11 protein-coding genes are annotated in these 14,627 nt (G+C 75.8%); 4 read left to right on the forward strand and 7 right to left on the reverse strand.

Going from position 1 to position 14,627, the window contains the following annotated elements:
* Nucleotides 1-67 precede the first annotated feature (67 nt).
* Together CNX65_RS20390 and CNX65_RS20395 are read left to right on the forward strand one after the other, a co-directional pair.
* The gene (locus CNX65_RS20390; RefSeq protein WP_096495184.1) at nt 68-625 is read left to right on the forward strand and encodes a hypothetical protein; all 558 of its coding nucleotides are present in this window, start codon (nt 68-70) and stop codon (nt 623-625) included.
* A 14-nt stretch (nt 626-639) separates the two neighbouring features.
* Nucleotides 640-1,176: a hypothetical protein gene (locus CNX65_RS20395; protein ID WP_232519928.1), complete on the forward strand. Its 537-nt coding sequence runs from the start codon at nt 640-642 to the stop codon at nt 1,174-1,176.
* A gap of 32 nt (nt 1,177-1,208) precedes the next feature.
* Here CNX65_RS20395 and CNX65_RS20400 read toward each other — a convergent pair whose 3' ends face one another.
* The gene (locus tag CNX65_RS20400; protein ID WP_096495186.1) at nt 1,209-2,411 is read right to left on the reverse strand and encodes a cysteine desulfurase-like protein; all 1,203 of its coding nucleotides are present in this window, start codon (nt 2,409-2,411) and stop codon (nt 1,209-1,211) included.
* A 509-nt stretch (nt 2,412-2,920) separates the two neighbouring features.
* Between CNX65_RS20400 and CNX65_RS20410 the strand changes: the two genes are divergently transcribed.
* Nucleotides 2,921-4,471: a GMC family oxidoreductase gene (locus CNX65_RS20410; RefSeq protein ID WP_096495187.1), complete on the forward strand. Its 1,551-nt coding sequence runs from the start codon at nt 2,921-2,923 to the stop codon at nt 4,469-4,471.
* A 31-nt stretch (nt 4,472-4,502) separates the two neighbouring features.
* Entirely contained in the window at nt 4,503-5,513 is a 1,011-nt protein-coding gene (locus CNX65_RS20415) for a methyltransferase (protein ID WP_096497895.1), read from the forward strand.
* Between the two features lie 34 nt (nt 5,514-5,547).
* Here CNX65_RS20415 and CNX65_RS20420 read toward each other — a convergent pair whose 3' ends face one another.
* The 6 genes from CNX65_RS20420 to CNX65_RS20445 form a co-directional block, all read right to left on the reverse strand.
* On the reverse strand, nt 5,548-6,123 hold the full coding sequence (locus tag CNX65_RS20420) for a carboxymuconolactone decarboxylase family protein (RefSeq protein ID WP_096495188.1): 576 nt from the start codon (nt 6,121-6,123) through the stop codon (nt 5,548-5,550).
* 123 nt (nt 6,124-6,246) lie between these two features.
* Complete coding sequence (locus CNX65_RS20425) at nt 6,247-6,714, reverse strand: hypothetical protein (protein WP_096495189.1); 468 nt, start codon at nt 6,712-6,714, stop codon at nt 6,247-6,249.
* Nucleotides 6,715-6,723: 9 nt separating this feature from the next.
* On the reverse strand, nt 6,724-7,734 hold the full coding sequence (locus tag CNX65_RS20430) for an NAD-dependent epimerase/dehydratase family protein (RefSeq protein WP_096495190.1): 1,011 nt from the start codon (nt 7,732-7,734) through the stop codon (nt 6,724-6,726).
* Nucleotides 7,735-7,792: 58 nt separating this feature from the next.
* Nucleotides 7,793-8,284 carry a flavin reductase family protein gene (locus CNX65_RS20435; protein ID WP_096495191.1) on the reverse strand — a complete coding sequence of 164 codons (492 nt, stop codon included), beginning with the start codon at nt 8,282-8,284 and terminating at the stop codon, nt 7,793-7,795.
* Nucleotides 8,281-8,739: an acyl-CoA thioesterase gene (locus CNX65_RS20440; RefSeq protein WP_096495192.1), complete on the reverse strand. Its 459-nt coding sequence runs from the start codon at nt 8,737-8,739 to the stop codon at nt 8,281-8,283. The genes CNX65_RS20435 and CNX65_RS20440 overlap by 4 nt, the downstream gene beginning before the upstream one ends.
* Nucleotide 8,740: 1 nt before the next feature.
* On the reverse strand, nt 8,741-14,521 hold the full coding sequence (locus CNX65_RS20445) for a type I polyketide synthase (RefSeq protein ID WP_096495193.1): 5,781 nt from the start codon (nt 14,519-14,521) through the stop codon (nt 8,741-8,743).
* Nucleotides 14,522-14,627 lie beyond the last annotated feature (106 nt).

Here is a 14,627-nt window from a genome sequence, read left to right on the forward strand (position 1 = left end):
GTCGGTGAAGAGCGGCGTGGGTTCGTGGGGTTGTGGTGGGTTTTCCTTCCGCGGTGAGGAGTTCGGGATGAAGGCAGTGCTTGTGGTGGGGGCGGTGGTGCTCGCGCTCGTCGGGTGCTCGGCTCCGGAGGTCGCGCCCGAGGTGGCGTCGTTGTCGTCCGGGACCGGGCAGGCCCCGGCCGCGTCGACCGAGCGGGAGCGGCCTCGGGAGCGGTTGGACATGTCGCCCGAGGACCTGGACGCGTTGTGGAGGCCGCACCAGGAGTGCGTGGCGGAGCGCAGCGGGGTTCCGGTGAGCGGGTCCGGTTCCGAGAGGGGTGGCACGGAGATGCGGGCGGCCACGCCCGAGGAGGTCAGGGTGGACGAGGCGGCGCAGGAGGCGTGCGCGGGCCTGCGGCCGCTGCCGCCGTGGGAGAAGGACCCGGCGAACCCGGAGGCGCACGACTTCGCGGTTCGGGTCGTGGACTGCTTGCGCGGCAAGGGGATCAAGCACGTGGAGGTGGCGGTGGACGAGCCCTGGGGCGGTCCGGTCATCTCGCTCGGGGGCGAGCACAACGACTCGGCCTCGATCTCGGCGGGGTTGGAGCACGTGGGGTCGTGCGAGGCGGAGGCGTCGAGGAAGTGACGGGGCGGTGGGGTGTGGCGCGGTCGGTGGTGGTGAGCGGGCTGGTGGCGGTGGCGCTGGTCGGGTGCTCGGCTCCGGAGGGCGCGCCGGAGGTGGCGTCGTTGTCGTCCGGGACCGGGCAGGCGCCGGCCGCATCGGCCGAGCGGGAGCGGCCTCGGGAGCGGCTGGACATGACGCCGGAGGACCTGGAGGCGTTGCAGCGGCCGTACTGGAAGTGCATGGGCGAGCAGGGGATTCCGGACAAGCGGGCGATGGGCGACCTGTCCGTCGCGCCGGAGAGCGACGAGAGGATCGCGGCGGCGGAGGCGGCCTGCGCGCACACGGTGCCGCTGCCGCCGTGGGAGAGGGACCCCGCGAACCCGGAGTCGCACGCGTTCCTGGTCCGGGTCGTGGACTGCCTGCGCGGCGAGGGGGTGGTGAAGGTGGAGGTCGTTCCCGGTGAGAGCGGTGGTCACACCATCGCGATGGGGGGTGCGGAGAACGACGCGGAGCAGGTCGGGCTCGCGCTGGAGCACATGTCCGGGTGCGAGGCGGAGGCCTCGCGCCGGTAGCGGAGGGGTGGACGGCTGCGCGGAGGCGGGGGTCAGGCGGTGGTGAAGGCCGCCAGGCCGTCGAGGAGGCGGTCGATCTCGTCCTCGGTGGTGTAGGGGGCGATGCCGATCCGCAGGCCCCCGCTCTCCGGGAGGCCCAGCGCCAGCGCCGCCTCGTGGGCGTAGAAGGCGCCCGCCGGGGCCAGGACGTCGCGCTCGGCGAGGAAGCGGTAGGCGGCTCGGGCGTCGTGGCCGGGGAGCTCCAGGAGGGTCGTCGGGGTGCGGTCGGTGGCGCAGGAGCGGTTCAGGACGCGGTCGCCCAGCGCCGCCAGGCCCTCGGTGAGGCGGGCGAGCAGGGCGTGCTCGTGCTCGGCCACGGCGCGGTAGGCCGCTTCCAGGCTGGCGCGGCGGGTGGGCGCGGGGGCGATCGCGGCCAGGAAGTCGACGGCCGCGGTCGCGCCCGCGAGCGACTCGAAGGGCAGGGTGCCGAACTCGAAGCGCTCGGGGACGGCGTTCGTGGACGGGACCAGCTTGTCCGGGCTCAGGGACTCCAGCAGCGCCGGGTCCGCGCCGAGGACGCCGCAGTGCGGGCCGAAGAACTTGTAGGGCGAGCAGACCACGAAGTCCGCGCCCAGCGCGGTGGCGTCCACCAGGCCGTGGGCGGCGTGGTGGACGGCGTCGACGTGCACCAGCGCGCCGACCTCGTGCGCCCGGTCGGCGATGGCGCGCACCGGCGGGCGGGTGCCCAGCAGGTTCGAGGCGGCGGTGACCGCGACCAGCCTGGTGCGGTCGGTGATGACGCGGTCCAGCTCGTCCACGCGGAGCAGGGCGGTCTCCGGGTCGAGGTCGAGCCAGCGGACCGCCGCGCCCGCGCGTTCGGCGGCCTGCACCCACGGGCGGACGTTGGCGTCGTGGTCGAGCCTGGTCACGACGACCTCGTCGCCGGGGCCCCAGGAGCGGGACAGGTGGTGGGAGAAGTCGTAGGTGAGCTGGGTGGAGCTGCGGCCGTGGACCACGCCGCGCTCGGGGACGTTGAGGAAGTCGGCGTAGGCGGAGCGGAAGGCGGCGACGACCTGCTCGGCGTTGCGCTCGGAGGGCAGCTCGGACCCGCGCAGCGACAGCGGGCCGGTCATGGTGGCGGCGATGGCCTCGGCGACGGGGCGCGGGGTCTGGGTGCCGCCGGGGCCGTCGAAGTGGGCGACCCCGGAGGTCAGGGACGGGAAGTGCGCGCGGAACGCGTGGACGTCGAAGGACACCGTCGCCTCACCTGCCCCCGGTGCGCCGCTCCTCGCCGCACCGGTCCACCGGGTGACCGCGCGGGTTGCTGTGGGGAGGACTCTGCCACCTCGGCGCAGAGCGCGCCCAGGTGGGGCGGGTCGCGGTGGGGCGGGTCACGGTGGGGCGGGTCGTGGCGGGTCGTGGCGGGTCGTGGCGGGTCGTGGCGGGGCGGGTCGCGGCGGGGGCGACCGGGAGCGGGACGGGGCGCGGGCGGGAGTGGAACCGGGCGGAGGAGAGCGGCGGGATGAGGCCGCCGGGTGCGGGCGGCCGGGAGTGGGCGGGGGGCTGCGGGAGCGGGGCGGTGTCGTCGGGGGGCGGTTTGGGGTGGTGTAGCAGGGTTTGGGCGGTTCCGCTTCTGCCTGGTTGCGGTGTTCGCGGGTGAGCAATCTGGGAGAAGTGGTCGGTGTTCGTGCGGTCGTAGGCTCTCGCCTGCCCGAATGGGCGGGGACGGTCGGTGGATCGGTCGATCTGGAGACGGAGGTGCCCCGTGGGGGTGCTGGACGACTACGACGACATCGTGATCGGCGCCGGGAGCGCCGGGGTTCCGGTTGCTGTCCGGCTCAGCGAGGACCGGGCAAGGCGGGTTCTGCTGGTCGAGGCGGGACCGGACTACCCCGGTGAGCTTCCCGCGGACCTCTCCGACGGGAACCAGATGTCGTTGGTCCACCACGACTGGCGGTTCACCGCCGGGATGCTGGCCGATCGGCCCACCCGGTACTTCCAGGGGAAGGTGGTCGGCGGGTCCTCCTCGGTGGGGAACACCATCGCCATCCGGGGGATGCCCGAGGACTTCGACGGGTGGGCCGCGCTCGGGAACCGGGGGTGGGGGTGGGATGACCTGCTGCCGCACTTCCTGGCGGTCGAGGACGACCAGGACTTCGCCGGGCCGTTCCACGGCAAGGGCGGGCCGGTGCCCATCCGGCGGTGGCGGCCCGAGGAGCTGACGCCCGCGCAGGGCGCGTTCCACCGGGGGTGCCTCGCCGCCGGGATGCCGGACGTCGCCGACCACAACGACCCGGAGTCGACCGGGGTGGGGCCCGCGCCGTCGAACCGGCTGGGTGAGCGGTTGCGGGTGTCCACGGCCACCGGGTACCTCACGCCCGAGGTCCGGGCGCGCGAGAACCTGACCGTGCTGGCAGGCGCGGTGGTGAACCGGGTGCTGGTGTCGGACCAGCGGGCCGTCGGGGTCGAGCTGGTGGACGGGGAGTCGTCGGTCCGGGAGGTCCGCGCCCGGCGGGTGGTGCTGTCGGCCGGGTCGGTGGGGACGCCCGCGATCCTGCTGCGCTCGGGCATCGGGCCCGCCGAGGACCTGCGGGCGCTGGGGATCGACGTGCGGGTGGACCTGCCCGGTGTCGGCTCCGGGCTGAGCGAGCAGGCGCGGACCGGGGTGTTCATGGTGCCCAAGCCCGGTGCGGAGAACTTCGGGGCCGCCGTGGGGCAGATCGTGGTGCGGGCGGGGGCCGCGAGCACCGGGCGGGCCAACGACATGTACTACGCGATGGTCAACCACTTCGACCTCGCGACCCAGTTCCCGCACCTGCGGGCCGCCGCCGGGGCCGGGCGGGTGTTCACCGTGCTGGTCGTGGCGCGGGAGCCGAAGTCGCGGGGGCGGGTGCGGTTGGCGTCGGTCGACCCCCGGCGGGCTCCGGAGGTCGACTTGAACTTCCTGTCGTCCGAGCACGACCACCGGCTGCTCGCGGACGGGCTGCGGGTCGGGTGGGAGCTGGCGCAGACGCCGGAGATCCGGGACCTGGCCGAGCGGGTGGTGCTGCTCGACGACGCGCTCGTGGCCTCGGACGAGGCGGTGCGGGACTACGTGACCGCGACCGTGGACCCGGCCTACAACCCCACGGGCACGGCGCGGATGGGGCCGGACGGCGACCCGATGGCCGTGGTGGACGAGCGGTGCGCGGTGCGCGGGGTGGACGGGTTGCACGTGGCGGACGCGTCGGTGATGCCGACCATGGTGCGGGCGAACATCAACCTGTCGGTGATCGCGGTGGGTGAGCGGGTCGCCGAGCTGCTGCGGGAAGCGTGAGCGGCCGGTGGTGCGGGTGGGCGGTGGCGCGGTGAGCGGTGGACAGGCGGGTGACGAGCAGGCGGAGGGCGTTGCGGAGGTTCTTGGGCTGCTGAACGGGTTCCGGGCGGCCAAGTTCCTGATGGTCGGGTGCGAGCTCGGGGTGTTCGAGGTGTTGGCGGGCTCCCCCGGCGGGCTGGTGGTGGGTGAGCTCGCGGAGCGGGTCGGGGTGTCGCGGCGGGCCGGGCGGATCTGCGCGGACGCGCTGGTGGCGATCGGGTTGCTGGTGCGCGAGGGCGACCGGTACCGCAACGCCCCGGCGGCCCGGCGCCTGAGCGGCGAGTCCGGTGTGGACCTGCGGGCGTTCGTGCGGTTCACCGACCTGGTCAGCTACCCGGCGTGGGGCGGGCTGGCCGAGGCGCTGCGGTCCGGGCCGGTCAACCGGATCACCGCGCTGTCCGCCGAGCAGCAGGAGGCGTTCTCCTCCGGGGTCGAGGCGCTCAACGCCGGGCCCGCCGCCGCGCTCGCCGCCTCCGGGCACCTGGCGGGCAGGGGGGCGCTGCTGGATGTCGGCGGCGGGACCGGGTCCTGGTCGGCGGCGGCGGTGCGGGCGCACGACGGGTTGCGCGCGACCGTGGTCGAGTGGCCGCCGGTGGCCGAGCTGGCCCGGCGCAAGGTCGTGGGCGCGGGGCTCGGCGGGCGGATCGACGTGGTGGCCGGGGACGTGCGGGTGGACCCGATGCCGCAGGGGCACGACTGCTGCCTGCTGGCGAACGTGGTGCACGTGTTCTCGCCGGAGGACAACGCGCGCGTGCTGGCCAACGCCCGGCGGGCGGTGGTGGCGGGCGCGCGGTTGCTGCTGGTCGACTACTGGACCGGGCCCACCGGCGCGGAACCCGCGGTGGCGGCGCTCATGGCGGGCGAGTTCGCGGTCAACAGCGAGGACGGCGACGTGTACGGGGTGGACGACGTCGTGGCGTGGCTGGGCGCGACCGGGTGGCGGTTCCTGGGACGGGAGGCCCTGGCGGGCGCGAAGTCCGTTGTGGTCGCCGAGGCGGTGTGACCGGCGTCCTCGGACACCGGTCACACCGGGGGCGTCAGCTCTGCGCGCCGTCGTCGCCCCGGCCGAGGCCGGTGTAGCCCTCGGCCACGATGCGGCGCGCCGCCACCTCGTAGTGCGCCGGGTCGTCGGCGACGAGCGTGCCCAGGCCGTCGACGTACCGGTTGAACATGCAGAACGCGGCGGCGATCAGCACGGTGTCGTGGATCTCCACCTCCGTCGCGCCCAGCTCGCGCGCCCGCCGCACCAGGTCGGGGGTGACCGCGCGACCGGACTCCTGCACCGCGCCCGCGATCCGCAGCAGCGCGCGCAGCTTCTCCGTGACCGGCGCGAGCTCCAGGTCCGCCAGGACCCGGTCCACGAGCGCCGTGCCCTCGTCCAGCTGGGCGGCGGCGAACGCGGCGTGCGAGTCGCAGCAGAACGTGCAGCGGTTGCGGCCCGACACGTAGGCCGCGATCAGCTCCCGCTCCCCTGGGGAGAGCGAGTTCGGTGCGCGGAGCAGGACCTCGGCCAGCTCGCCGAGCGGTCCGGCCGTCTCGGGCCGGTACCGCATCAGCCCGGTGATGCCGGGGAACAGGCTCTCGTCCACATCTTCCAGATCGATGTGCGCCATGGGACCACGGTAGTCGGGGCGGGCGGGTCGGTCGTGCCGCCGAAGGCGGGAACTTCCGGTCCGGACAGTCGATTCCGCTTGCGGCGGAGGGAGAACCGGCCGGTGCCGGAGGGCGCCGCGGGGTCAGCGGGCGTGGCCGCGCAGGGCGAGGAGGGTCGCGGCGGTGGCCAGGCCGAAGAAGACGTGGCCGAAGAGGCTCACCCACTGGGCGTCGCCCACCACCAGGACCAGGTCCGCCATGGCGGGGTCGGCGGTGGCGGACAGCCACAGGGGCATGACCAGCAGCGCTCCGGCCGCCCACCAGAGGACGCCGTAGAGCACGCCCGCCGCGCACAGCGGGACGACCTGGTCCGGCAGGCGTCGCGCCAGCGCGCCGAACCCGGCTCCCGCCGCGGCGGAGATGGCCATGTGCACGGCGAAGCCCACGAGCGCGCTGTCGACCGCGATCAGCATCCCGACCACGGGCAGGGTGCCCACGCCTGCCATGAGCAGGCCGAGCACCAGGCCGCCCGCCAGTCCGGACAGGACGCCGTCGCGCAGGGACGAGCGGGAGGTGGCCGAGGTGGCGGTGGCGGAGTTGGTGGTGTTCATGGGGACTCCTCAGGTGACGGGTGTGCGGGTCCGGGGGTGGAGCCTGCCGGTGTCGACCAGCCAGTCCAGGGTGTCGGCGACGGTGTCCGCGAACGGGCGCGGCGCCAGGCCCAGGGTGCTCGCCGCGGGGGCGACCGACACCGAGGCCGCGGCGGTGGTGATCGCGCCGTGCGCGGCGGGGATGTGCCAGGGCCAGACCGGTTGGAGGAGGTCCACCAGCCTGCCGACGGGGGTGACCAGGGCGGCGGGGAGGAACACCGCGGGGAGGGCGCGGCCACTGGCCTCGCGGGCCGCGGCCACGTACTCGGGGGTGGTGACCAGGTGGCCGGGGCCGAAGTGGGCTCCCCGCGCCCGGCCCTCCAGCAGGGCGGTGTGCAGCCGCGCGGTGTCGCGGACGTCGCCGATCTGGAGGGCGCCGGACGGCCACACCGGCATGATGCCGCGCACCGTGTCGCGCAGCCTGCGGGTCTGGTCGCCGGTCTTCGGGTCGTGCGGGCCGAGCAGGGCGGGCGGTCTGCTGACCACCACGGGGGCGCCCGCGCGCTGGTGCGCCCAGGCGATCGCCTCCGAGGCGGACTTGGTCGCCGCGTACGGCTCGCGGCTGGTTCCGGGCGGGGTGCGCTCGTCGACCACGCGCACCCCCGGCCCGAACAGGGCCGCGGTGCTGGAGACGTGCACGATCCGGGCCGCGCCGGAGCGGCGGGCCGCGGCCAGGACGACCTCGGTGGCCCTGGTGTTGACGCGGAGCATCTCGGCGCGCCTGCGGCGGTCGAAGGAGTAGACCGCGGCGGCGTGCAGGACGGTGTCCGCGCCGCGCACGGCCCTGGCGGCGGCGGTCTCGTCGGTGGCGTCGCCGACCTCGGCGTCCACGGCGGACAGGTCGACGCCCAGCGGGTCCAGGGCGGTGGGGACGGCGGCGGGGTCGCGGACGAGCAGGCGGACGCGGTGGCCCGCGCGCACCAGCGCGGCGGTGGTGTGGGCGCCGACGAAACCGGTGCCGCCGGTGAGCGTGACCAGCATGGTGGCTCCTGGGGGGCGTGGGCTGCGGCGGCCACCGGGGCCGCCGCAGCCCGAGGGGTCACAGGTGGTGGAAGGTGCTGCCGTAGAACAGCAGGGCGCGCTCGCCCCCGCCCACGCCGCAGTCCAGGACGCGTCCGACGTAGATGGTGTGGTCGCCGCCGTCGTGGCGGTGCGCCAGCTCGCACTCCAGCCACGCCAGCGAGCCGGTGAGCAGCGGGGCCCCGCTGAGCGGGCCGGGCGCCCAGTCAAGGCCGGCGAACTCGCGCTCCCCGGTCGGGCGGCGCTTGTCGGCGAAGTGCCTGGCCACGGCGCCCTGGTCGGCGTCCATGATCGAGACGGCGAACCGGCCCGCCTCCGGCAGCGCCTCGTGCATGGTGGCGCTGCGGGCCACGCAGCACAGCACCAGCGGCGGGTCCAGGGAGACCGAGGTGAACGCGTTGGCGGTCATGCCGTGCGGGTGCTCGCCGCCGACCGTGACGACCGTGACGCCGGTGGCGAAGCGGGACATCACCTCGCGCAGCGCGGTCGCGCCGACCACCGCCCCGGTCACGACGCCACCCCCGCACCGGCCCGCGCGGACGGCTGCGCGTACGGCTCCAGCGCGCGGCGCAGCTCCTCGGGGACGGGTGTGGGCGCGGTGTGGGTGTTCGGGCCCCTCATGCAGGCCACCCGCTGCCTCCCGCGCGCCACCAGCGACTCCTCGCCGTCGGTGACCTTGACGTAGTCGAAGCTGAACTGCACCTGCGTGCGGGTCAGCTCCTCCAGGCGCATCCGGACCGACAGCTCGTCGAACGCGGTGATCTCGGCGAAGAACTCGCACTCCACCTTGAGCGTGAACAGCTTCAGGTCGTCCCGGACCTCGGCGAGCACGGCGGGCGCCTTCTCCTTCAGGAACATCTCCCGGCAGCGCCCCTGCCAGCGCAGGTAGTTGACGTAGTAGACGTTGCCCACGAGGTTGGTCTCCTCGAAGCCGACAACGTGGCGGATCTCGTAGTAGTCGGTCACGTCAGTCCTCCTGTCCGGCGAGCACGGCGAACACGACCGGCTCGGGGCGGTCGTCGACGGTGGTGGTCCAGGTGGCGACGCGGGCGTCCCCGGTGGACAGCACGACCCACCCGTCCGGGTGGACCCGCTCCAGGGCGAGGGCCTGCGTGGTGGACCCGGTCTTGCGCAGGCACTCCAGGGCGCCCCAGACCCGCGTGCCCGCGACGGACGGGTTCTCGCCGGTCTCGCGGACCAGCAGGTCCCGCACGGCCAGCGGGGCGCGGCCGAGCAGGGCGGCCCAGTCGTCCTCGGTGCGGGGCGCGGCGGTCTCGACGTCGACGCCGAGCCTGCCGCCGGGCGCGGTGGCGGCCAGGGTCAGGCCCGCGCCGTGCGAGGCGGACACGGCGTGCCCGGCGACCTCGGGCTTGCCGTCGGGGCGGTAGCGGACCTCGACCGGGGCGCCGAGGGCGCGGGAGAGCGCGAGGGCGGTCTGGGCGCGGCGCTCGCCGCCCTCGGCCGGGTCGGGTTCGACGACGACGGCGCGGGAGCCGCCGAGGACGCGTTCGAGCGCGCGCTCCAGGTGCGGGCCGAGCATGGTCGGGGTCCACGGGCCCCTGCCGTCGCGCTTGCGCACGGCCCGCAGCACCAGGCCCTCCCAGCGCTCCACGAGCACGCCGGACGGGTCGCGCACGTCCAGGTCGTAGGTGTAGCTGTCGCCGTCCTGGGAGCGCTCGCGGGCGTCCAGGACCACGTACTCCCCCGCCCTGGCGGTGGGGTCGGCCAGGTGCAGGCGCTCGACGCTCTGCGGCAGCAGGACGGCGTCGGGGACGCAGCACTGGATGGCGTGCATCATCACGTCGCGGGCGCCGGGGTCGGCCAGCAGCCGCTCCTGCGGCAGGAACGGGGCGAACCAGGTCGCGGCGGAGGTCGTGGCGACCTCGGCGACGGCGCGGCGGGCGGAGGCGGTGCGGTACGCCTGGAGGCGCTGGAACCGCTTGCCCTGGAACAGGACCCCGCCGTACAGCTCGGTGACCGGGTCGACCGGCACCGGCGGCAGCGCGGGGTCGGCGGGGGCGGGCTCGGCGGGCAGGTCGGGGCGGGGCAGGCGGACGGTGGCGCGGAAGTGGTCGGCGGAGAACCCGGTGTCCTCGGCGCGGACGACCACCTCGACGGTGTCCGGGCCGGTGGCGAGCGCGGCCAGGCGCACGGTCAGCGCGCCGTCGGGGCGGATCGCGATGGGGCGCAGGAACCGGACGTCCTCCAGAAGCGGCGGTCCGGTGCGGCCGGTGAGGGCGGCGGCGACCTGGGTCATGGCCTCCATGCCGACGACGGCCGGGAACAGCAGGTCGCCGTCGAGCAGGTGGTCCTCCAGGTACGGGTCGCTACCGCCGGACAGGTCGGCCTCGGTGACCAGCTCCACGCCGGGGTAGTGCACGACGACGCGGTCGGTGAACCGGGTCAGGGGCAGCTCGGCGCGTTCCAGCTCCAGCGTGGGCAGCCCGGCCGCGCGGCCGGAGACGACGAGCGCGGGACCGGCGGTCGGGTCGGCGAGGACCCGGCGCAGCACGGCGACACCCGCGTCGGTGGAGATCGGGGTGATGCCGTCGCGCATCAGCGCCTCCACGACGCCCAGCCGCTCCCCCATGCCCGCGCCCGCCCACACCGACCACTCCAGCGCGAGGGCCCTGGCCTCCGGGTTGCGGCGGGCGAAGTCGGTGGTCAGCTCGGTGAGCCAGTCGTTGGCGGTGGCGTAGTGGGCCTCGCCGCGCAGGCCCGCGCGGCCGATGATGCTGCCGAAGGTGATCAGCAGGCGGACGTTGGGCTCGCCGACCGCGTCCAGCACGGCGCGCAGGCCGTCGACCTTGGGGGCGAGGGTGGCGCGGAAGGCGTCCTCGGTGAGGTTGGGCAGGGCGGTGGGCTCGTTGCGGCCCGCGCCGTGCAGGACGGCGGTGACGTCGCCGAGGTCGGCGCGGAAGCGGGTGACGGCGGCGGCGAGCTGGTCGGCGGAGGTGGTGTCGGCGCGCTCGTAGCGGTGGCGGACGCCCGCGGCGGTCATGCGGGCGAGGTTGGCGGCCAGCTCGGCGTCGTCGGCGGGGTCGGCGCGGCCGATCAGGGCGAGGGCGGCGCCGGTGTCGGTGGCGATGGCGAGCGCGCACTCGGCGGTGATGCCCTTGCCTCCGCCGGTGACGAGCAGGACGTCGTCGGGGCCCAGCGGGGAGGGGGCTGCGGTGTCGAGGGCTGCGGTGTCCGGGACTGCGGCGTCGGGAGCGGGTTCGGCCACGCGCAGCACCGGGACGGTGCGGGCGCCGTTCGCGGCGTAGCGGGCCTGGGTGAAGCCCTCGCCCGCGGCGATCTCGGCGACGACGGCGGCAGCGGCGGCGTGGTCGGGCAGGCCCGCGGCCAGGTCGACCACGGTGACCGGCAGGTGCGGGGCCTCCAGGTGCAGGGTGCGGGCCAGGCCGGACATGCCGAGGGCGCCCTGGGCGAGTGCGAACCGCCTGCCGGTGGCCAGGGCGTCGCGGGCGGCGGCCAGGGCCAGGGCGACGTGCTCGGGGCCGCCTTCCGGGGGCAGGAGCAGCAGGACGCCGTCGCCGGGCAGCGCGCCCGCGAGGTGGCTGGTGAGGCGGTGGCCGTCGGGGGCGTGCACGGTCCAGTCGCCGGGTTCGGCGACCTGGACGGGGCGCAGCGGGCGCTCGACCTGCACGACGCGGAACGGGCGCACCCAGGGCGCGACGCCGGGGGCCTCGCCGTCCTGCCGGTCGCCGTCGTGGGCGGTGGCGGCCAGCTCGTCGATCAGGTCGGCCAGCTCGCCCAGGCGGGCGGTGGCGAAGTTCGGGCTGGTCTCCAGCGCGGGGCGGCCGAGGCCCCTGGTGACCTCGTTGACGAGCTGGCCGACCGTGATGGAGCTCAGGTGCAGGTCGTCCAGCGGGTGGGTGTGCTCGGTGAGCGCCTCCAGCGGCAGCTCGGCGCGCTGGGCGGCGAGCCTGCGCAGCAGGTCCAGGGTGCTCTCGCCCTCGGCCTGGGCGCTCGCCTCGGGGGCGGCCTGCGCGGCGCTCGTGGTGGTGCGCAGCGCGGGGTCCAGCTCGGGGGCGGTCTCGCACGGGCTGGCCAGGAACGTCATCGCGCCGTCCAGGGGCAGCTCGCGCGCCACCCGGTCGGCGAACAGCGGGGCGGTGCGGATCGGGGCGCCGAGGGCGTGCGCGGCGGCGACGACGGTGAGCAGCGGGGCCAGCGAGGCGCTGTCGGCGTCCACGGACAGCGCGGGGGTTCCGGGGGCGATGTCGGCGAGCAGGCCGGTGAGCACCCGGCCGGGGCCGACCTCCACGACCAGGTCGGCGTGCTCGGCGAGCCCGGTGGCGGCCTCCTGGAAGCGGACCGGGCCGGTGATCTGCTCGCGCAGCAGCGCCCTCAGGTCGGCGTCGGGGGCGAGCGGCGCCCCGGTGACGGTGGAGTGGACGGGGCGGATGAGCCTGCCGAAGTCGTAGTCGACCAGGCGCTCGGCCATCGCGTCGGCGGCCGGGGCGACCAGGGGCGAGTGGAACGCGTGGGACACCGGGAGGCGGGTGGCGTGCACGCCGCGCGCCCTGGCGGCGGCGCAGACCCGGTCGACGGCGTCGGAGGGGCCGGAGAGCACGGTCTGGTCGGGGCCGTTGAAGCCGGCGACCACGACGTCCTCCCCCGCCGCCAGCCCGGCGGCCCGGTCGGGGCCCGCGGCGAGGCTGGCCATCGCGCCCCCGCCCTGGCCTGCGTGCGCCATGACCCGGCCGCGCTCGGTGGCCAGGGACAGCACGCGGCCCGCGTCGAGCGCGCCCGCCCAGTGCGCGGCGGTCAGCTCGCCGAGGCTGTGCCCGGCGGCGCGGTCGGCCTCCACGCCCAGCTCCCGCAGCACGCCGAGCGCGGCGAGCGAACCGGCGACGATGCGCGGTTGGGCGACCTCGGTGGCGACCTGGTCGCCGCCCTCGGGCAGCTCGGCGGAGCGGAAGACCTCCTCGGCGGAGGCGAAGCGGCGGCGCAGGGCGCTGTCGCCGCCCTGGCCGGAGCCCTGGCCGGGGAACAGGAACGCCAGGGCGGGCGCCGCGGTCCCCTCGCCGAGGAACACGCCGTCGGCGGTGTCGAACAGGGGCGTCCCCTCGGCGAGCGCGGCGCGGACGCGGTCGAGCTTGCGGGTGGCGTCCTCGGTGCGGGTGATCACCAGGGCCGCGCGGTGCGGGCCGCCGGTCAGTCGGGCGGCGAGGGCGGCGGCGAGGTCGCCCAGCTCGGCCATCGCGAGCTTGGGCACGAGCGCGGCGGCCTCGGCGACCCGCTCGGCGAGGCCGTCCCGGTCGGCGGCGTCGAGCAGCAGCACCTCGGCGTCCTGGCGGGACGCGACCAGCGCGGCGGCCCGCTCGTCCAGGCCCGCGCGGCGGGTCGTGCCGGGGGCGGCCTCCAGGGCGATGTGGGTGTTGATGCCGCCGAAGCCCATGGCGGACACGCCCGCGCGCAGCGGTCGGTCCTCGGGCCACGCCTCGGCGGTCAGCGGCACGCGCACGGCGGCCCCGTCCAGCCTCGGGTGCGGGTCGTGGTGGCCGGTGGCGGGTGGGATGACCTGGTGGTGCAGCGCGAGCACGGCCTTGATCAGCCCGGCGACGCCCGCGGCGGCCTTGGTGTGGCCGATGTTGCCCTTGACGGTGCCGAGCGCGGCGGGCGGGGCGGTCGGGTCGGCGGCGCGGCGGGCCGAGGACAGCGCCTCGATCTCGGTGGCGTCGCCGAGGGCGGTGCCGGTGCCGTGGCCCTCGAAGTAGGAGACCGTGCCCAGGCCGTAGCCCGCGCGGCCGTAGGCGCGGTCGAGCGCGAGCCGGTGCCCGTCCGCCTCGGGGCGGGTGATGCCGCCCTTGCCGTCCGAGGACACGCCCCAGCCGGTGATCGTGGCGTACACGCGCAGCCCGCGCTCCAGGGCGTCGCGCTCGCGCAGCAGCACGAGCGCGCCCGAGCCCTCGCCGGGCCAGAACCCGTTGGAGTCGCGGTCGTAGACCTTCATCTCGCCGGTGGCGAGCGCGCCGGTCTTGGCGAAGCCGATGACCTCGAACGGGTCGATGGACAGGTCCACGCCGCCCGCGATCGCCACGTCCAGGTCGCCCTCCACGAGCGACTTGGCGGCCGTGGTCACCGACAGCAGCGACGAGGAGCAGGCCCCGTCCACGGTGTACCCGCCGCCGCGCAGGTCGAAGTGGTTGCACACCCGGCCCGCGATGGTGTTGGCCAGTCCGCCCGCGAGGGAGTCCTCGTCGATCGGCGGGAACGGGGCCTTGTACCGGCCTTCCAGCTCGTTCAGGAAGTCGGCGGTCTCGTCGTCGGGCCAGCCCTTGGCGGCGAGCGCGGCGGCGACCGTGCGGCGCACGTACGGCCAGCGCAGCCGCAGCACGTTCGCGCGGGAGAACTCGCCGGTGAGGCTGTTGCCCAGCACGACGCCGGTGGTGCGCCGGGGCAGGCCCTCGCCGTCCGGGAAGCCGGCGTCGGCCAGCGCGCGGGCGGTGGTGTCCAGGGCGAGCCAGTGGGTGAGGTCGGTGGAGCGGTAGGTGCTGCCCGCGACGCGGTAGCGCACCCGGTCGAACTCGAAGTCGCGCAGCACCGCCGCCTTGGTGGCGTAGAACCGGTCGGGCGCCTGCGGGTCCGGGGAGTGGTAGTCGGCCAGGTTCATCCGCTCGTCGGGGAGCCTGCGGAACGCGCGCCTGCCTGCCAGCACGTTCTCCCACAGCTCCGCGGTGGTCGCGGCGTCGGGGTAGCGCAGCCCGATGCCGACGATCGAGATCCGCTCGTCGCTCATGCTCTCACCGTCTTCGGGAACGTCCGGACTGTTTCCGGAATTGCCACCGGACCGGGAGGAATTGCCGGTCGCGGAATAGCGCGGAATGCGCCTGATGAGAGATTGC

This window comes from Actinosynnema pretiosum (genome assembly GCF_002354875.1).
Lineage (GTDB): Bacteria > Actinomycetota > Actinomycetes > Mycobacteriales > Pseudonocardiaceae > Actinosynnema > Actinosynnema auranticum.